General features: G+C 63.1%; 18 protein-coding genes. 13 read left to right on the forward strand and 5 right to left on the reverse strand.

What is annotated here, in order from left to right:
- Positions 1-94 precede the first annotated feature (94 nt).
- The 5 genes from CKW40_RS22765 to CKW40_RS22785 are packed head-to-tail and all read left to right on the forward strand — an operon-like array spanning position 95 to position 4,441.
- Positions 95-886: an ABC transporter ATP-binding protein gene (locus CKW40_RS22765; protein ID WP_027057889.1), complete on the forward strand. Its 792-nt coding sequence runs from the start codon at positions 95-97 to the stop codon at positions 884-886.
- Positions 879-1,406 carry an endonuclease domain-containing protein gene (locus CKW40_RS22770; RefSeq protein ID WP_244571262.1) on the forward strand — a complete coding sequence of 176 codons (528 nt, stop codon included), beginning with the start codon at positions 879-881 and terminating at the stop codon, positions 1,404-1,406. Before CKW40_RS22765 ends, CKW40_RS22770 begins: the two co-directional genes overlap by 8 nt.
- Positions 1,399-2,277 (forward strand): ABC transporter permease, encoded by an 879-nt coding sequence (locus CKW40_RS22775; protein ID WP_095202108.1) that lies wholly within the window; start codon positions 1,399-1,401, stop codon positions 2,275-2,277. Before CKW40_RS22770 ends, CKW40_RS22775 begins: the two co-directional genes overlap by 8 nt.
- Complete coding sequence (locus CKW40_RS22780; protein ID WP_095202109.1) at positions 2,274-3,428, forward strand: ABC transporter permease; 1,155 nt, start codon at positions 2,274-2,276, stop codon at positions 3,426-3,428. Before CKW40_RS22775 ends, CKW40_RS22780 begins: the two co-directional genes overlap by 4 nt.
- 41 nt (positions 3,429-3,469) lie before the next feature.
- Positions 3,470-4,441 (forward strand): ABC transporter substrate-binding protein, encoded by a 972-nt coding sequence (locus tag CKW40_RS22785; protein WP_095202110.1) that lies wholly within the window; start codon positions 3,470-3,472, stop codon positions 4,439-4,441.
- Between the two features lie 58 nt (positions 4,442-4,499).
- Here CKW40_RS22785 and CKW40_RS22790 read toward each other — a convergent pair whose 3' ends face one another.
- Positions 4,500-4,958, reverse strand: a complete 459-nt coding sequence (locus CKW40_RS22790; protein ID WP_095202111.1) for an Lrp/AsnC family transcriptional regulator — start codon at positions 4,956-4,958, stop codon at positions 4,500-4,502.
- Positions 4,959-5,081: 123 nt separating this feature from the next.
- Between CKW40_RS22790 and CKW40_RS22795 the strand changes: the two genes are divergently transcribed.
- Positions 5,082-6,365, forward strand: coding sequence for a cystathionine gamma-synthase family protein (locus tag CKW40_RS22795; RefSeq protein ID WP_095202112.1), 1,284 nt, complete (start codon positions 5,082-5,084; stop codon positions 6,363-6,365).
- A gap of 161 nt (positions 6,366-6,526) precedes the next feature.
- Positions 6,527-6,970, forward strand: coding sequence for a CHRD domain-containing protein (locus tag CKW40_RS22800; RefSeq protein ID WP_095202113.1), 444 nt, complete (start codon positions 6,527-6,529; stop codon positions 6,968-6,970).
- 49 nt (positions 6,971-7,019) lie between these two features.
- On the opposite strand, the gene CKW40_RS22805 is transcribed toward CKW40_RS22800, so the two are convergent.
- The 3 genes from CKW40_RS22805 to CKW40_RS22815 all read right to left on the reverse strand — a co-directional run bounded on the left by CKW40_RS22805 (position 7,020) and on the right by CKW40_RS22815 (position 10,876).
- The gene (locus CKW40_RS22805; protein ID WP_095202114.1) at positions 7,020-8,669 is read right to left on the reverse strand and encodes a thiamine pyrophosphate-binding protein; all 1,650 of its coding nucleotides are present in this window, start codon (positions 8,667-8,669) and stop codon (positions 7,020-7,022) included.
- A complete protein-coding gene (locus tag CKW40_RS22810) occupies positions 8,666-9,841 on the reverse strand; it encodes a CaiB/BaiF CoA transferase family protein (RefSeq protein ID WP_095202115.1) in 1,176 nt (391 codons plus the stop codon). Before CKW40_RS22810 ends, CKW40_RS22805 begins: the two co-directional genes overlap by 4 nt.
- A gap of 105 nt (positions 9,842-9,946) precedes the next feature.
- Complete coding sequence (locus CKW40_RS22815; RefSeq protein WP_095202116.1) at positions 9,947-10,876, reverse strand: alpha/beta fold hydrolase; 930 nt, start codon at positions 10,874-10,876, stop codon at positions 9,947-9,949.
- Positions 10,877-11,057: 181 nt separating this feature from the next.
- On the opposite strand from CKW40_RS22815, the gene CKW40_RS22820 reads away from it, so the two are divergent.
- Both CKW40_RS22820 and CKW40_RS22825 read left to right on the forward strand, forming a co-directional pair.
- Positions 11,058-12,065, forward strand: coding sequence for a ribonuclease T2 family protein (locus CKW40_RS22820; RefSeq protein ID WP_095202117.1), 1,008 nt, complete (start codon positions 11,058-11,060; stop codon positions 12,063-12,065).
- A 91-nt stretch (positions 12,066-12,156) separates the two neighbouring features.
- The gene (locus CKW40_RS22825; protein ID WP_095202118.1) at positions 12,157-12,768 is read left to right on the forward strand and encodes a hypothetical protein; all 612 of its coding nucleotides are present in this window, start codon (positions 12,157-12,159) and stop codon (positions 12,766-12,768) included.
- A gap of 7 nt (positions 12,769-12,775) precedes the next feature.
- Here CKW40_RS22825 and CKW40_RS22830 read toward each other — a convergent pair whose 3' ends face one another.
- Positions 12,776-14,062, reverse strand: a complete 1,287-nt coding sequence (locus CKW40_RS22830) for a GGDEF domain-containing protein (RefSeq protein WP_095202119.1) — start codon at positions 14,060-14,062, stop codon at positions 12,776-12,778.
- Between the two features lie 275 nt (positions 14,063-14,337).
- On the opposite strand from CKW40_RS22830, the gene ettA reads away from it, so the two are divergent.
- The 4 genes from ettA to tam are packed head-to-tail and all read left to right on the forward strand — an operon-like array spanning position 14,338 to position 17,342.
- Entirely contained in the window at positions 14,338-15,987 is a 1,650-nt protein-coding gene (gene ettA, locus CKW40_RS22835; protein WP_095202120.1) for an energy-dependent translational throttle protein EttA, read from the forward strand.
- A 52-nt stretch (positions 15,988-16,039) separates the two neighbouring features.
- A complete protein-coding gene (locus CKW40_RS22840; protein ID WP_095202121.1) occupies positions 16,040-16,288 on the forward strand; it encodes a DUF6290 family protein in 249 nt (82 codons plus the stop codon).
- Entirely contained in the window at positions 16,285-16,551 is a 267-nt protein-coding gene (locus CKW40_RS22845) for a type II toxin-antitoxin system RelE family toxin (protein ID WP_095202122.1), read from the forward strand. The genes CKW40_RS22840 and CKW40_RS22845 overlap by 4 nt, the downstream gene beginning before the upstream one ends.
- Entirely contained in the window at positions 16,548-17,342 is a 795-nt protein-coding gene (gene tam, locus CKW40_RS22850) for a trans-aconitate 2-methyltransferase (protein WP_095202123.1), read from the forward strand. The genes CKW40_RS22845 and tam overlap by 4 nt, the downstream gene beginning before the upstream one ends.
- Positions 17,343-17,372: the final 30 nt, after the last annotated feature.

Consider the following 17,372-nt stretch of genomic DNA (forward strand, 5'->3'; position numbering starts at 1 on the left):
CAAATGGGACAGGGTAAGTGGAAAACAACATCGCGATAAAAGCAATCGGATTCCGGCCGGCGCCGCTGTGGCGGGAACAGGCAGGCAACGGCCGATGACAGGGATTTCGCCAGCCGTCGTCGCGGCAAGCAAACTTGGCCTCACCTTCCAGACCAATGACGGCCCCGTCCAGGCGCTGTCCAATGTCGACCTGACGATCGGCAAGGGCGAGTTCGTCTCCTTCATCGGACCGTCGGGTTGCGGCAAGACCACGCTTTTGCGCGTCATCGCCGATCTGGAGAAGCCGACATCAGGCACGATCTCGGTCAACGGCATGACGCCTGAACAGGCGCGCGAGAAACGCGCCTATGGCTATGTCTTCCAGGCCGCGGCCCTTTTTCCCTGGCGTACCATCGAGCGCAATGTCGGCCTGCCGCTGGAGATCATGGGCCTGTCGAGGGCAGAGCAGGCGGAGCGCATCAAGCGTACGCTCGACCTCGTCAACCTTTCCGGCTTCGAGAAGAAATATCCCTGGCAGCTGTCCGGCGGCATGCAGCAGCGCGCCTCGATCGCCCGCGCGCTCGCCTTCGACGCCGACCTTCTGCTTATGGACGAGCCGTTCGGCGCGCTGGACGAGATCGTGCGCGACCACCTCAACGAGCAATTGCTGGAACTGTGGGGGCGGACGAACAAAACCATCTGCTTCGTCACCCATTCCATTCCGGAAGCCGTGTATCTGTCGACGCGGATCGTGGTGATGTCACCGCGTCCCGGCCGCGTCAGCGACATCATCGAATCGACGCTGCCGAAGGAGCGGCCGCTCGACATCCGCGAAACGCCGGAGTTTTTGGCGATCGCGGCGCGCGTGCGGGATGGGTTGAGGGCAGGGCACAGCTATGATGATTGAGCGGGGCGAGGACTGGGTTCCTCCTCTCCCCACCGGGGAGAGGGTGGCCGGAGCGAAGCGGAGGTCGGGTGAGGGGGCGGCGCCGACGCATCCGGCCAAGAGGAAGGCCGGGGCCACGGAGCGTGCCCGAGAGCTGCGGCTTGACGAAACCAAGGCCGAATACCGGCTTTGGGGCGAGCTACGGGGGCGTCACCTCAACGACTACAAGTTCGTAAGGCAAGTGCCACTCGGCCCGTTCTTCGCCGACTTTCTCTGCCGCGAGAAGAGCTTGATCGTTGAAATCGATGGCAGCCAACATGCGGAGTCCCTGACTGATGAAAGCAGAACAACTTGGCTGAACAGCCATGGTTATTCTGTTCTTCGTTTCTGGAATCACGAGGTTCTGGCGGAACGGCGGGCAGTGCTGGATACGATATTGGCGGTGCTTGAGGGGCAGATACACTCCCCCTCACCCGGCCTTCGCTTCGCTCCGGCCACCCTCTCCCCGGTGGGGAGAGGAGGGGGCGCTTCCCATGGATAGCTTCCGCGACAAGCTCATCCCGGTCACCTCCATCGTCGCCGGCATGGTCGTGCTCTGGTACGTCATGGCCGTCATCCTCAACGCGCCATTCCAGCGCGATCTCGACACCCGGGCCAACGAGACCCCCGGCACCGTCGAATTCATCGGCAAGACGCTGGCGCAGCCGAAGCCGACGCTGCCGGCGCCGCATCAGGTGGCGGTGAACTTCTTCGAGAACACGTTTCTGCGGCCCATCACCTCGAGCCGCAGCCTCGTCTACAATGCCTGGGTGACGCTGTCCTCGACGCTGCTCGGCTTCGCCTTCGGCACGGCGCTCGGCATCATCATCGCGGTCGGCATCGTGCATGTGGCGACGCTCGACCGCAGCCTGATGCCGTGGATCATCGCTTCGCAGACCATTCCGATCCTGGCCGTGGCGCCGATGATCATCGTCGTGCTCGCGGCTATCGGCATCACCGGGCTGATCCCGAAGGCGATGATCTCGACCTATCTGTCGTTCTTCCCGGTGACGGTGGGCATGGTCAAGGGGTTGCGCTCGCCCGAGATCATGCATCTCGATCTGATGCACACCTACAATGCCAGCCCCTCGCAGACCTTCTGGAAGCTGCGCGTGCCGGCCTCGGTGCCGTTCCTGTTCACCTCGATGAAGGTGGCGGTGGCGGCAAGCCTGGTCGGCGCCATCGTCGGCGAACTGCCGACAGGTGCTGTCGCCGGCATCGGTGCCAAGCTGCTCGCCGGCGCCTATTACAGCCAGTCCATCGATATCTGGTCGGCGCTGGTCGCCGGTTCGATCGTGGCGGCGCTTCTGGTCATGGTGGTCGGCATTGCCGGACGCCTCGTCGACCGCGCCATGGGCGGGAGGCCGGCATGAATTGGCTGAAACCCTCCTGGCAGGCGGTGCTGGCGATCGTGTTGTGCGTAGTCGCAATCGCGCTTGGCGCGATGTCGAAGCCGGAAGCGGCGGCGCTCGCGGATCCGGCGGTCAGCATCAACTATCCCTATCTCGGAACCAAGGGCGTGATGCTCGGCCTGGCGATCGTCGCGGCGCTGGTCTCGATGATCAGGATTCCGTCGCTTGCGGAGGCCGTCGTGCTGTTTGTCGGCGCCCATCTCGTTGCCTGGCTGCTGATCTCGGGCATTGCCGGTTTCGAAGGCACGGCACTGGCACCGTACTTCCTGCTGCTCACGGCCGCCTGGCTGCTTGGCTGGCGCTGCGTGGCGGTGCTGTCGGGGCTTCGCCCGATGGCGAGCTCGGCCCGGAACGCGCTGCGCCTGATCATTCCTGCCATCTTCGGCGCCTGGATCCTGATCATCTGGGAAGCGGTGACGCGGGGTGCCGGCATTCCCTTCATCCTGTTGCCGCCGCCGAGCGCCATCGGCGTGCGTATCGCCAATTCGCTGCCGGTGCTCGGCGCCGATGTCCGGCAGACCATCTTCAAGGCGGTGATCTTCGGCTATGTCGTCGGCAGCGGCGCCGGCTTCATCACCGCGATCCTGGCCGACCGCGTGCCGTTCCTGCGTCGCGGGCTCCTGCCGATCGGCAATATGGTCTCGGCGCTGCCGATCATCGGCGTGGCGCCGATCATGGTGATGTGGTTCGGCTTCGACTGGCAGTCCAAGGCGGCTGTCGTCATCATCATGACCTTCTTCCCGATGCTGGTGAACACGGTCGCAGGCCTCGCCGCCTCCGGCCATATGGAGCGGGACCTGATGCGCACCTATGCCTCGGGCTACTGGCCGACGCTGATCAAGCTCAGGCTGCCGGCGGCGGCTCCCTTCACCTTCAACGCGCTGAAGATCAACTCGACGCTGGCGTTGATCGGCGCCATCGTCGCCGAGTTCTTCGGCACGCCCGTCGTCGGCATGGGCTTCCGCATCTCGACCGAGGTCGGGCGGATGAACATCGACATGGTCTGGGCCGAAATCGCAGTTGCAGCACTGGCGGGTTCGGTCTTTTATGGCGTGGTCGCTCTTGTCGAAAGAGCCGTCACGTTTTGGCATCCCTCTGTCCGTGGTGGATAGGGGCGGTGGGTTTAAGGGTGCAAACTTCAGAGGGTAAAAAGATGAAAAGACTTGTTATTCCCGTTCTGGCCGGTGCGATGTCGCTGGCCGCTTTCCAGGCAATGGCCGCCGACAAGGTGACGTTGCAGCTGAAATGGGTCACGCAGGCCCAGTTTGCCGGCTACTATGTCGCCAAGGCCAAGGGTTTCTATGAGGCTGAAGGTCTCGACGTCGACATCAAGCCGGGCGGCCCGGATATTGCGCCCGAGCAGGTGATCGCCGGCGGCGGCGCCGATGTCATCGTCGACTGGATGGGCGGGGCGCTCGCCGCGCGTGAAAAGGGCGTGCCGCTGGTCAACATCGCCCAGCCGTTCAAGAAGGCCGGCATGGAGCTGGTCTGCCCGAAGGACGGCCCGATCAAGACCGAAGCCGACTTCAAGGGCCACACGCTCGGCGTCTGGTTCTTCGGCAATGAATATCCGTTCTACGCCTGGATGAACAAGCTCGGCCTCAAGACCGATGGCGGCCCGGACGGCGTCACCGTCCTGAAGCAGAGCTTTGACGTGCAGCCGCTGATCCAGAAGCAGGCGGACTGCATCTCGGTCATGACCTACAATGAGTACTGGCAGCTGATCGATGCCGGCTACAAGCCGGAACAGCTGACCGTGTTCAACTACTCGGCAATGGGCAACGACCTGCTTGAAGACGGTCTCTATGCCTCGGAAGACAAGCTCAAGGACCCGGCCTTCGAGGACAAGATGGTGCGTTTCGTGCGCGCCTCGATGAAGGGCTGGAAATACGCCATCGACAACAATGACGAAGCCGCAGGCATCGTCATGGACGGTGGTGGCCAGAACGAGAACCACCAGAAGCGGATGATGAGCGAAATCGCCAAGCTGGTCGACAATGCCGACGGCAAGCTCGATCCGGCGACCTATGAGCGCACCGCCAAGGCACTGCTCGACCAGAAGATCATCACCAAGGAGCCGAAAGGCGCCTACACCACCGCGATCACCGACAAGGCGATCAAGTAAACCTTGCTGAGCGTGATCCCGCAAAGGTCATGCTCTGACGTAAAATGGAACGGCGCCCTCAGAGGCGCCGTTCCTTTATGGTGTTCATGACGAAGCTGGTCTCGATCGAGGCGACGCATTTCAGCCGCGCGATCTTCTCCTTGATGAAGCGCTCATACTGCTCCAGGCTGCCCGTCACCACCTTCAGCACATAATCGCGCGAACCGGTGACAAGGTGGCATTCCAGCACCTCTTCCCAGCCGCGGATCGCGTCCTCGAACATCACGATCTCGTCCTCGTTCTGGCGGCCGAGCCGGATGGTGGCGATGGCGACCATGCTCCAGCCGAAGGCGGCGGGATCGACCAGCGCGGTGTAGCCTCTGATGACGCCGGCCTCCTCCAGCCGCCGCACCCGCCTGAGGCATGGTGACGGCGACAGGCCAATGCGCTCGGCAAGCTCGTTGTTGGTGATGCGGGCGTCCGCGCGCAGTTCGCGCAGAATCTTGAGGTCGAAATCATCGGCTATCTTCTGCTGCACTTTTCATCGCTCCAGGCAATTTCTTGCTGGCAAGCAGCCATGTAGGGCTGAAAATAGCAAGGACTGGCTGATCTGGATCGCATAAATTGCGACGCGATATCCCCTTGAACGCAGGAAAAAACCATGACCGCGCCACGCCCGTCGAAAACCCATATCGGCAACCACAAGCTCCATCCGGAGACGCTGATGCTGAGCTATGGCTTCGATCCGCAGCTTTCGGAAGGCGCGGTCAAGCCGCCGGTGTTCCTGACCTCGACCTTCGTGTTCAAATCGGCGGAAGAGGGACGCGACTTCTTCGACTACACGTCGGGCCGCAAGGAACCGCCGAGCGGCACGGCGTCGGGCCTGGTCTATTCGCGCTTCAATCATCCCAACAGCGAGATCGTCGAGGACCGGCTGGCGATCTATGAGGGGACGGATGCCTGCATTCTGTTTTCATCAGGCATGTCGGCGATCGCCACCACACTGCTCGCTTATGCCCGCCCCGGCGATGTCATCCTGCACTCGCAGCCGCTCTACGGCGGCACCGAGACGCTTTTGACGCGCACGCTGTCCGGCTTCGGCATCGGCGCTGTCGGCTTTGCCGACGGTGTCGACGAGAAGGCGGTGCGGGCGGCGGCCGATGCCGCGGTGGCGAAGGGGCGTGTTTCGGTGATCCTGATCGAGACGCCGTCGAACCCGACCAACAGCCTGGTCGATATCGCACTGATGCGGACGATCGCCGACGAGATCGGTGCCAAGCAAGGTGCCGCGCCGATCATCGTCTGCGACAACACGCTGCTCGGCCCGGTCTTCCAGCGGCCGATCGAGCACGGCGCCGATGTCTCGGTCTATTCGCTGACCAAATATGTCGGCGGCCATTCCGACCTCATCGCGGGCGCGGCCATGGGCAGCAAGGCGGTCACCAAGCCGATCAAGGCACTGCGCGGCGCGATCGGCACGCAGCTTGATCCGCATTCCTGCTGGATGCTCGGCCGCTCGCTGGAGACGTTGTCGATCCGCATGGAGCGGGCCAACGACAATGCGCGCCTGGTCGCCGAATTCCTGCGCGATCATGCCAAGGTCGAGAAGGTGCATTATCTGCCCTTCCTCGGCGAGGATACGCCGGCGGGGCGCGCCTATCTCAGGCAATGCAGTGGCGCCGGCTCGACCTTCTCCTTCGACATCAGGGGTGGAGAGAAGGCGGCTTTCGCGTTTCTCAACGCCTTGCAGATCTTCAAGCTGGCGGTAAGCCTCGGTGGCACGGAATCGCTCGCCAGCCATCCGGCGGCCATGACCCATTCCGGCATTCCCTTCGACGTGCGCCAGCGCATCGGCGTGCTGGAGACCACGGTCAGGCTGTCGATCGGTGTCGAGCATCCGGACGATCTGATCGCCGACCTGACGCAGGCGCTGGCGGCGGTCTGACGGCTCTCCTTTGGAAGCTGGAAGGGGCGGGCGATCGCCCCTTTTTGTTTTCCCGGTCACAAAAACGTGTGCAGGGAAACATTGCGCCGCCCAGCCGTTGCGTTGGAGCATGCGCGCGTCGGGGGACCGTGACCCATGCGACAGCCAATCGGAGGTTCTTTATGCGCACTCATTCTTTCCTGCCGGTATTTTCGGCGCTGGCCATTTCGACCGCTTTCCTGCTCGCATCTCCGGCCATGGCCGAGGTGGTGAAATACAAGGCGACGCTCGATGGCAGCCAGCAGAGTCCGCCCGTCACCACCAAGGGCAAAGGCACAGCTACACTCACCTTTGACACCACCAAGAAGAAGCTCAGCTGGGACGTCAAATATTCCGGCCTCAGCGGACCGGCCACGGCCGCGCACATTCACGGCCCGGCGGCGATGGGGGCAAATGCCGCTCCCGTCATCCCGTTCAAAGGCAAGCTCAAGAGCCCGATCAAAGGGTCGGCAACGCTGACGGACGCGCAAGCCGCCGACCTGGCGGCCGGCAACTACTATGTCAACGTCCACACCGCCGCCAACAAGGACGGCGAGATCCGCGGCCAGATCGAGGCAGCGAAGTAGCGCAAAGCGCTTCGACAAAAGGGGCGGGCGACCGCCCCTTTTGGTTGGATCACGCCTTGTCGCGGATCTGCGTCATCGTCCGGGTTGGCGTGATCGCTTCGGGATCGAGCCTGATTTCGACGATGGCCGGCTTACCGCTGGCGCTGGCACGCTCGAAAGCGGGCGCGAAGTCGGCCGTCTTCTCCACCGTCTCGCCATGGCCGCCATAGGCGCGCGCCAAAGCCGCGAAGTCGGGGTTTTTGAGATCCGTGGCGACGACGCGGCCGGGATATTCGCGCTCCTGGTGCATGCGGATGGTGCCGTAAATGCCGTTGTTGACGACGATCACGATGATCGGCAGGTCATACTGCACGGCGGTGGCGAACTCCTGGCCGTTCATCAGGAAGCAGCCGTCGCCGGCAAAGGCGACCACGGTGCGATCCGGATAAAGCGCCTTGGCGGCAACCGCGGCCGGGGTGCCGTAGCCCATCGAGCCGGAGGTTGGCGCCGCCTGCGTGGCGAAGCGGCGGGAGCGGTGGAAGCGGTGCACCCAGGTGGCGTAGTTGCCGGCGCCGTTGGTGAGGATGGCGTCGTCGGGCAGCATCTTTTCCAGATAGTTCATGATCGGGCCCATATGGACCGGGCCGGGGCCGCTTTCCGGCGGTGTCGACCAGTCGAGATAGGCAGCATGCGCCTTTTCCGTCTCGCCCGCCCATACAGGCTTGGCCGCCGGCTTGCGCTTGGCAAAGGCTTCGACGAAAGCGGCGGGCGAGGCGTTGATTGCCAGTGTCGGCCGGTAGACGCGGCCGAGCTCGCCGGCGTCGGCGTGGACATGCACCAGCGCCTGGTCGGGATAGGGGCTTTTCAGCAGCGTATAGTCGGAGGAAGGCATCTCGCCCATACGGCCGCCGATCAGCAGCACGACGTCGGCTGCCTTGATCTGCGCCGCCAGCTTGGGGTTGATGCCGATGCCGACGTCGCCGGCGTAGTTCGCATGCAGATGATCGAACAGCATCTGGCGGCGGAAGGAGCAGCCGACGGGCAGCGACCATGCCTCTGATATGGTGCGCATGTGCGCGACGGCTTCCTCATTCCAGCGCGTGCCGCCGAGGATGACGAACGGTCGCTTGGCGCCATTGAGCAGCATTTCCAGCGCGTCGAGTTCGGCTCCGCCGGGATAGGTCTCGACCGGCGTGCGGGGGAGGGCTTGCGGCGCGTCGACCTCGCTGGTCAACATGTCTTCGGGGAGCGAGATGACGACCGGGCCAGGCCGTCCCGACGTCGCGACGGCGAAGGCGCGGGTGACGAATTCGGGGATGCGCGCGGCGTCGTCGATCTCGACCACCCATTTGGCGATGTCGCCGAAGAACTTCTTGTAATCCACCTCCTGGAACGCCTCGCGCTCCTTGGCGTGGCTGGCGACCTGGCCGATGAACAGGATGAGCGGAACCGAATCCTGCATGGCGATGTGGATACCGGCGGAGGCGTTGGTGGCGCCGGGGCCGCGGGTGACGAAGCAGATGCCGGGCTTGCCCGTCAGCCGACCCTGGCAGTCGGCCATCATCGCCGCACCGCCTTCCTGGCGGCAGACGATGGTGCGGATCGCCGAGTCATGCAGCGCGTCGAGCACCGCCAGATAGGATTCGCCGGGCACGCAGAAGATGCGGTCGGTGCCGTTGGCTTCCAGTGCGTCGACGATCAGTTGTCCACCGGTCTTCATTTCGCTGATTTCTCCAGTTCGGCAAGGATTTCGTCAGTGTGTTCGCCAAGGCGTGGCGAGGGGCGTTCATAGACCAGCGGCGTTTCAGACATCACCATCGGTGCGCGCACCGAAGGCAGAAGATTGCCATGGCCGTCATCGAGGTCGAGCCTCATGCCGCGCGCGATCGTCTGCGGGTCGGCGAACATCTGGCCGATCGTGTTGATCGGGCTTGCCGGCACGCTTGCTGCTTCCAGCTTTGCCAGCAGGGGGGCGCGATCGACCGTGCTCAGCGCCTTGACGATGCGTTCGCGCAGCTTCACCCGGTTGGCGACGCGGGCCGGATTGGTGGCGAAGTCGGGATTGGTCGACAGCTCATCCAGCCCGACGGCGGCGCAGAATTTGGCGAACTGACCGTCATTGCCGACCGCCAGGATGATGTGGCCGTCGCGGACCGGCACCACCTCGTAAGGGGCGATGTTCATATGCGCGTTGCCCATCTGCACCGGCGACTTGCCGGAGACGAGATAGTTGAGGTTCTGGTTGCCGAGCGCCGAGATCTGCGTGTCGAACAGCGCCATGTCGATGTGCTGGCCTTCGCCGGTCTGGTCGGCATGGCGCAACGCAGCCTGGATGGCGATGACGGAATAGAGGCCGGTGAAGATGTCCGAGATGGCGACGCCGGCCTTTTGCGGCTCGCGCCCGACTTCGCCGGTGATCGACATCATGCCGGCCATGGCCTGGATGATGAAGTCGTAGCCGGCGCGCGGCGCGTAGGGGCCATCCTGGCCGAAACCAGTGATCGAGCAATAGACAAGACGCGGGTTGATCTTGCGCAGGCTGTCATAGTCGAGCCCGTACTTTTTCAGGCCGCCGAGCTTGAAGTTCTCGATCAGGACGTCCGCTGTCGCCACCAGCCGGCGGATGGTTTCCGCACCCTCCGGCGTCGAGAAATCGATGGCGATGGAACGCTTGCCGCGGTTGCAGGAATGGTAGTAGGCGGCGGACAGGTTCTCGCCGTCATGGCTCATGACGAAGGGCGGTCCCCATTTGCGGGTGTCGTCGCCGCCATCTGGGCTTTCGACCTTGATGACATCGGCGCCGAGATCGGCAAGCAATTGCCCGGCCCACGGCCCGGCAAGGATGCGGGCGAGTTCGACGACGCGGACGCCTTTCAGGGGTGGTTCGGCCATAAATCACCATGATTGCTGCGAAAGCAGAGCCTCTATCAAGCCCGGCATCGGCTGTCACGGCCCTTGCAATGGGCCAACGGGCCGGTTTGCAATGGATGCGGGTCGTTATTTCAGCACGCCGTCGGCCCAGGCGGCGAAATCATCCATGATGATGTCGCGGTTCAGCTCGTTCAGGCTTTCGTGGCGGGTGTCGGCGTAAACCTTTGAAACGAGATTCGAAAAGCCCATCTTGCGCATGCGGTTGGCGAGGTGGGTTATGCCCTTGCCGTAGTCCGAGGCGGGGTCTTTCTCGCCGCCGATGATGGCGACGGGAAGGTCGCGCCGGATGCCGGCGAAGGCGGCATCCTTGCCGCTGTTCAGCGCCATCGAGACCACGTCGCGCCACATCGAGATAGACGCATCCCAGCCGCACAGCGGATCGGCGATGTATTTCGCCACCTCCGCTTCGTCGCGCGACAGCCAGTCGAACAGCGTGCGGTGGTTGGGCACCGCCTTGCCCCAGGCCTGGAAGGTGAGTTTCGGCAGCAGGCGGGACGGGACATCGGAGCCCAGCCGCATCCGTTCCCAGGCGAGGATGCCGAGCGCCACCTGGCCAAGCAGTCCTTGCGAGAAATTGCCGTTCCAGATTGCGGCGGCATGGATGCGTGGCGAATGGCCCAGGAGGTAGTTCAGCGCCACCGACGCGCCCATCGAGTGACCGAAGAGGATGACCGGCAGATCAGGGCATTCGCCGGCGATGAGATCGTGGATGGCATCGACATCGGCGATCACCTTGGCCGAGCCATCCCTGTCGGCGAATTTGCCGATCGGTGCGTCTGGCGCCTTGGTCGCGCCATGACCGCGATGGTCATGGACATAGACATGGAAGCCGCGCGCAGAGAGAAAATCGGCAAAGCGGGCATAGCGCGCGGCGTGCTCGGCCAGCCCGTGGTTGATCTGAATGACCGCACGCGGTTTGCCTTCAGCGCGGCTGGCGAGGAGATTGAGATCGGCGCCGGTCGGTGAGCGGACCATGCGTTGCTGATTGAAAGGCATGGCCGCCCTCTCTCCTCATTTTATCGTTGTTGGTTTTGTTTGCGCTGACGCCGGTTTTGCGTCAATCCACAGCAACTGTTTTTGCGCGACGATCTTTCTTGCCACGGGCCAGCAAAATATCGCAATTCTGACATGGAGACAGCTTCACTCTGTCGCCCACTTTCTCAGCCGGGGATTTCTCATGCGCATTGGTGTCGTTTTCGGATTGGCCATGCTGGCGGTGTCGCTGGTCAATGCTGCGCATGCCGACGTCAAGATGAGCGGCACCTTCGTTGCCGACGCCGCCTGTCCGGCAACGCAGGCCATCAAGAACGGCAAGAACCCCGGCAATGTTTCGACCGATGCCGGACAGAGCTACCAGCTGCTTGCCGGCAACAAGGATACGCCGACGCATTATCTGATCCTGGTGCCGGGCGCCGATCCGGAACGCCGCTGGGTAAAGGTCACTTGCGGCCATCTGTCGGGCAGCAATGCCGCGACGGTGCCGGCGGCACCTGGCGGACAAGGCAAGCCTGCCGCCTCGGGAAAACCCGAATATGTCTTCGCGCTGAGCTGGCAGCCGGCTTTTTGCGAGACCAAGTCGAACAAGACCGAATGCAGGGCGCAGAGCCCGAACGAGTTCGATGCCACCAACTTCACCTTGCACGGCCTGTGGCCGCAGCCGAACGGCAATTTCTATTGCCAGGTGGCCGCAGGCGACAAGGCCAACGACAATCCGGCCCACTGGAAGGACCTGCCGCCGGTCAATCTCGACGCCGGCACCCGCAAGGAGCTCGATCAGGTGATGCCGGGCACGGCCTCCCAGTTGGAACGGCATGAATGGATCAAGCACGGTACCTGCTACGGCAAGAGCCAGCAGGAGTATTTTTCCGATGCGCTCGGCCTGATGCGACAGGTGAACGCCTCGCCGGTGCGCGAACTCTTCGTCAAGACCATTGGCGGCAAGCTGACGGCGGACCAGATCCGAGGCGCCTTCGATCAGGCTTTCGGCGCCGGGGCAGGGGATCGCGTGCGGGTATCCTGCGTCATCGATCCTTCGAACGGCCGGCGGCTGATCGGCGAACTGACGCTCGGCCTAGCCGGCCCGATTGGCCCGAACGCTTCGCTCAAGGACCTGCTGCTGGCCTCTGTGCCGACCAACAAGGCGGGTTGCCCGACCGGCACCGTTGACGCGATCGGGTTCCAGTAAGGACGCAGCGGGCTTTCGATACGCCGTCGCGGCTGTCGCCGGCCAGTGAAGTGGTGCTATGCTGTCCCGGCATCATTGAACGGGGGCGGCAATGGATGGCATGACAAGCAGTGCGCTGGCGCGGCTGGCTTTCTGGGCCAAGGGCATGGTTTCGATCAACGACGCCCGGATGGAGTGGCCGGGCTTTTCCTATAGCGATGCCGAGTGGGCGCGCATGCGCACACTGTCCGAGCCGATCGGCGCCTGGACCTACCAGTTGTTCACCATCGTCAACGCGGTGATCTTCATCGCCATCGCCGCCATCGGCATGTTCGCCGTCTTCCTGCCGCTGGCGACGCTGCTGTTTCCGGTGCCGGCCGAAACCAGCGCGCTGAAGTTTTCGCTGCTCCTGGCCGCCTGCGCCTTCCTCATCATCGGTCTTGGCCTGCCGATCTCGATGCGCCTCTCGGCCATGATGGTGGGCGGCAAGACGATGCGCGCGGCGCTGGCCCCCACTGCCGGCGATGAGGCGCTGGCCGCAAAAGTGTCCTGGCAGATCAACCGCATCATGCTGATCATGTGTGGGCTGCTGGTGCCGGGCATTCTTTTGTTCATTGCCTATGATATCCAGGCCGGGCCGATCATCACCGCGCTGAAATGGCTGGCGATCGCGCTGATGGCGGTCTCGACGCTGACCGGTATTGCGCGACAGAGAAAATCCTAGATCAGAACTAGAACTGCGCCGACTTCGTCCAGGCAAGGGCGGTGTCGGGCTCGTGGCCGCCCGGCTCGCCGATTACGCGATCGCGTCCGGTCGACTTCGCCTTGTAGAGGCGCTGGTCGGCGAGCGCGAACAAATCGGCAAGGCAGCGTGTCGTTTCGCCGACGGTTGAAACGCCGGCGCTGACGGTCAACTCGAAGCGGCTGGTGACCGTCGATGCCTTGACAGCGTGGCGGATGCTTTCGCCAAACAGCCTGGCGACCGAATGCGGACGTGAACTGAGGATGGCGAATTCCTCGCCGCCGATCCGGAACACCTGGTCTTCGGCGCTCGCCACTTCGCGAAGCAGGCTTGCGACCGCTTTCAGCACCTTGTCGCCTTCAGCATGGCCGAAACGGTCGTTGATCGACTTGAAATGATCGACAACGACGATCAGCAGGCTGAGGGGTCTCGCCGTGCGCAGGCTGACCTCGACGGCGGCTTCACCGTCGGCGTCGAAGCGGCCGCGGTGCAGCAGGCCGGTCAGGCCGTCGCGGCCGACATGTTCGACCAGCGCTTCATAGCGCTCGCGATAGGTCAGGGTTTCGAAAATATCGGTCAGCCCGCGCGGCAGCGCAATGTCGCGGGCCTCGAACCATTTCAGGTAAGCCACGAGCATGGCGCTGAAGGTCAGCGCCGCCGCCATCTTGGCGAACCAGCCGCCGAAGAAGACCGCGATCGGCGCGCCGGCGACGAAATGCAGCGCGGTGAAGAAGCCGGCCTGGTCGAAGGTCAGCACACAGGCGACGCAAATCAGGATGCGCGCGAACTGAGCCTTGCGTAGATGGCGCCCAAGTTTTTCATAGAGCAGGATGATCAGGATGGCGTCGATGACGAGCAGCGTCGTGCCCCACACCATCAGCCAACCCATCTCGTCGATGAAGCCGATATCGGGAAGCTTGCCGTCGGGGAGGGGAGCGATAACGTGCAGGCGCAAGAGCAGCACCAGCCCGATCATCAGCGCATTGCCGAGCAGCAGGCCGTAGATCGGCTGGCGCACTGTGGCGGCGTCCTCCTTGATGTAGAGCAGGAGCAGCATCACCAGCTTGCCCGAAAACAGCACCGCCGAGCCCGGCGATACCATGCCGAACGGCAGCGCGACGTAAAAGACGCTGGCGAGATAGGTTTCCAGGAAATGCATGACGCCGAGCGCGCAGACGAAGACGCCGAGGCCAATGCGCTTGCGAAAGCGGAAAAGCGTCACCATGACGCTGAAGTAGACGACCGCTTCGGCAATGAGCAGGAAACTGTTCAGCAATGCCGTCGATCCGCTTTCTCTACCGGAATCGCGGCCAGCCAGCGATTCCACCCCGATCCTGTTGTGACGCGGAAGGGTTAACCAGAGATTTCAACGCGCCTCGCGACGGGTGGAAAACTTCGGCGGTCAGCGCACACTTGTCCGTGTGTTCAGCTTGATCTGGCAAAAGCGATTGCCGTTCGCCGCCGCATCGCCTACATAGCGGCCAACCTCCATTCAATTCGACAAATCCAGTCAGTTTTTCTGGGCCAGTCAAGTTTTCAGGGAAAGCGCGCGTGGCACGCCAGTTCATCTATCACATGGCCGGCCTCAACAAGGCCTATGGCACCAAGAAGGTGCTCGAGAACATTCATCTGTCCTTCTATCCCGATGCCAAGATCGGCATTCTCGGCCCCAACGGCGCCGGCAAGTCGACGATCCTCAAGATCATGGCCGGCATCGACAAGGAGTGGAGCGGCGAGGCGTGGCTGGCCGAAGGCGCCACCGTCGGCTACCTGGCGCAGGAGCCGGCGCTCGACCCGAAGAAGACGGTGTTCGAGAACATCATGGAAGGCGTCGCCGCCAAGACCGCCATCATCGAGCGCTACAACGAATTGATGATGAACTATTCCGACGAGACGGCCGACGAGTCGGCCAAGCTCCAGGACGAGATGGACCGGCTGAACCTGTGGGATCTCGAACAGCAGGTCGAAATGGCGATGGAAGCGCTGGGCTGCCCGCCCAAGGATGCCGACGTCACCAAGCTTTCGGGCGGTGAGCGCCGCCGTGTCGCGCTCTGCCAGCTCCTGCTGCGCCAGCCCGATCTTCTGCTGCTCGACGAACCGACCAACCATCTCGATGCTGAAACCACGGCGTGGCTGGAAAAGCATCTGCGCGCCTATCCCGGCGCCGTGATGATCATCACCCACGATCGCTATTTCCTCGACAACGTCACCGGCTGGATCCTCGAACTCGATCGCGGCCGCGGCATTCCCTATGAGGGCAACTACACCAAATACCTCGAAGCCAAGGCCAAGCGCCTCAAGCAGGAAGGCCGCGAAGACGACGCCCGCCAGCGCGCCATCGGCCGCGAGCGCGAGTGGATCCAATCGAGCCCGAAGGCCCGCCAGACCAAGTCCAAGGCGCGTATCCAGGCCTTCCAGGACCTGCTGGATGCGGCCGACAAGCGCCGCCCGACCGACACGCAGATCGTCATCCCGCATGGCGAGCGGCTCGGTAATGTGGTGATCGAGGTCGACGGCCTGTCGAAGGGGTTTGGCGACACGCTGCTGATCGAGGGCCTGGAATTCAAGCTGCCGCCGGGCGGCATCGTCGGTGTCATCGGCCCGAACGGCGCCGGCAAGACGACGCTGTTCCGCATGATCACCGGCCAGGAAAAGCCCGATGCCGGCACCGTCCGCGTCGGCGAGACGGTCAAGCTCGGCTATGTCGACCAGAGCCGCGATGCGCTCGATCCTTCGAAGACCGTGTGGGAAGAAATCTCGGGCGGCGCCGAAGTGGTCAAGCTTGGCAAGTTCGAGGCCAACACGCGCGCCTATTGCGCATCGTTCAACTTCCGCGGCGGTGACCAGCAGCAGAAGGTCGGCAATCTCTCCGGCGGCCAGCGCAACCGCGTGCACCTGGCCAAGATGCTGAAGACCGGCGGCAATGTGCTGCTGCTCGACGAACCGACCAACGATCTCGATACGGAAACGCTTGCCGCGCTCGAAGATGCGCTGGAAAATTTCGGCGGCTGCGCGGTCATCATCTCGCACGATCGCATGTTCCTCGATCGCCTGGCGACCCACATCCTCGCCTTCGAGGGTGACAGCCATGTCGAATGGTTCGAGGGCAATTTCGAGGACTATGAGCAGGACAAGATCCGCCGGCTGGGGCCCGAAGCCGTCAATCCGCACCGCATGACCTACAAGAGGCTGACGCGGTAGGATCGTTGCGAGGGATCGTCGTTTGACCTAAATTGGGCTGACGGAGCTTTCGATGATCACAATCAAATTGCCCCCCAAGACCGAGAAGCTTCTGGCCGACATGGCCAAGGCCAGCGGTCGAACGGCCGATCAGGTCGCAGTGGATGCTATCCTCGAGGCCATCGAGGATTGGCAGGATGCCAAGATCGCGGACGAACGCCTGAAAGATGATGACGGTGTGCGCATTCCGCTAAAGGAAATGATCCGCAAGCTTGAACGTCGTGAGGTCGAGGAGCGCGCCAAGAAGCCTGCTGCTGAATGACTTGGCGCGTCGAGTTCACCCGGCGCGCCGAGCGAGACATCGAGCAACTTTCGACGAAAGATCAGCGGCGCATCCTGGAGTTCTTGAATCAGAGAGTTTCGACGCATCCCAATCCGAGGGTGCTTGCCAAGCGCCTGACAGCGACCAAGGAAGAGGCTTGGCGTTTTCGCGTCGGTGACTACAGGATCATCACTCAGTTCCATGACAGCAGACTTGTCGTCCTGGTCGTGGAGGTGGGCAACCGTCGCGAGGTCTATCGATGAACAATACCGCCGCTTCACAAAAGCCCGACTGGTCCGCCGCCCAATATCTGAAATTCGAGGACGAGCGCACGCGGCCCGCGCGCGATCTCGCAGCCCAAGTGCCGGTCGACTTCCCTCGCCGGGTCGTGGACATCGGCTGCGGGCCGGGCAACTCGACCGAGCTTCTGGTCGAGCGCTGGCCGGATGCGCAGGTGAGCGGCTTCGACACCTCTCCCGACATGATCGAGAAGGCGAGGGCGCGCCTGCCCAATGTCAGCTTCGACCTGGCGGACGCGGCGACTTGGCAGCCGGCCGAGCCGGTCAATGTGATCTTCGCCAACGCGGTGTTCCAGTGGCTGCCCGAGCATCCGGCAGTCTTCCAGCGGCTGATGGGCTTTCTCGCCCCTGGTGGCGCGCTGGCCGTTCAGATGCCTGACAATCTGCTTGAGCCTTCACATCAGGTGATGCGCGAGACCGCCGCCGAAATGCCGTTCGCCGCAAAGATGGCAGGCGCAGCGCGCGGACCGTTGCCGCCAGTGTCGTTCTATTATGACCTGCTATCGCCGCTCTCCGATCGGCTGGATATCTGGCATACGGCCTATAATCATCCCCTGGCCGACGCCGAGGCGATTGTCGAATGGGTAAAGTCGACGGGGCTGAAGCCGTTCCTCGATCCGCTCGATGCTGGCGAGCGCAAGATGTTCCTGGACAACTACACAGCCAAGATCGCTAAGGCCTATCCGAAGACCGCGAATGGCAAGGTGCTGCTGCGTTTCCCGCGAATTTTCATTATCGCCAAGCGGGCCGGCTAGGAAAGAATTACCCACTTCGCCCGCGGCCCT

This window comes from Mesorhizobium carmichaelinearum (genome assembly GCF_900199455.1).
Classification (GTDB): Bacteria; Pseudomonadota; Alphaproteobacteria; order Rhizobiales; family Rhizobiaceae; genus Mesorhizobium; species Mesorhizobium carmichaelinearum.

Excerpts from the sequence above, each read along its gene's own strand:
- CKW40_RS22765 (WP_027057889.1), top strand. The coding sequence starts at position 95 with ATGACAGGGATTTCGCCAGCCGTCGTCGCGGCAAGCAAACTTGGCCTC.
- CKW40_RS22770 (WP_244571262.1), top strand. The coding sequence starts at position 879 with ATGATTGAGCGGGGCGAGGACTGGGTTCCTCCTCTCCCCACCGGGGAG.
- CKW40_RS22775 (WP_095202108.1), top strand. The coding sequence starts at position 1,399 with ATGGATAGCTTCCGCGACAAGCTCATCCCGGTCACCTCCATCGTCGCC.
- CKW40_RS22780 (WP_095202109.1), top strand. The coding sequence starts at position 2,274 with ATGAATTGGCTGAAACCCTCCTGGCAGGCGGTGCTGGCGATCGTGTTG.
- CKW40_RS22785 (WP_095202110.1), top strand. The coding sequence starts at position 3,470 with ATGAAAAGACTTGTTATTCCCGTTCTGGCCGGTGCGATGTCGCTGGCC.
- CKW40_RS22795 (WP_095202112.1), top strand. The coding sequence starts at position 5,082 with ATGACCGCGCCACGCCCGTCGAAAACCCATATCGGCAACCACAAGCTC.
- CKW40_RS22800 (WP_095202113.1), top strand. The coding sequence starts at position 6,527 with ATGCGCACTCATTCTTTCCTGCCGGTATTTTCGGCGCTGGCCATTTCG.
- CKW40_RS22805 (WP_095202114.1), bottom strand. The coding sequence starts at position 8,669 with ATGAAGACCGGTGGACAACTGATCGTCGACGCACTGGAAGCCAACGGC.
- CKW40_RS22810 (WP_095202115.1), bottom strand. The coding sequence starts at position 9,841 with ATGGCCGAACCACCCCTGAAAGGCGTCCGCGTCGTCGAACTCGCCCGC.
- CKW40_RS22815 (WP_095202116.1), bottom strand. The coding sequence starts at position 10,876 with ATGCCTTTCAATCAGCAACGCATGGTCCGCTCACCGACCGGCGCCGAT.
- CKW40_RS22820 (WP_095202117.1), top strand. The coding sequence starts at position 11,058 with ATGCGCATTGGTGTCGTTTTCGGATTGGCCATGCTGGCGGTGTCGCTG.
- CKW40_RS22825 (WP_095202118.1), top strand. The coding sequence starts at position 12,157 with ATGGATGGCATGACAAGCAGTGCGCTGGCGCGGCTGGCTTTCTGGGCC.
- CKW40_RS22840 (WP_095202121.1), top strand. The coding sequence starts at position 16,040 with ATGATCACAATCAAATTGCCCCCCAAGACCGAGAAGCTTCTGGCCGAC.
- CKW40_RS22845 (WP_095202122.1), top strand. The coding sequence starts at position 16,285 with ATGACTTGGCGCGTCGAGTTCACCCGGCGCGCCGAGCGAGACATCGAG.
- tam (WP_095202123.1), top strand. The coding sequence starts at position 16,548 with ATGAACAATACCGCCGCTTCACAAAAGCCCGACTGGTCCGCCGCCCAA.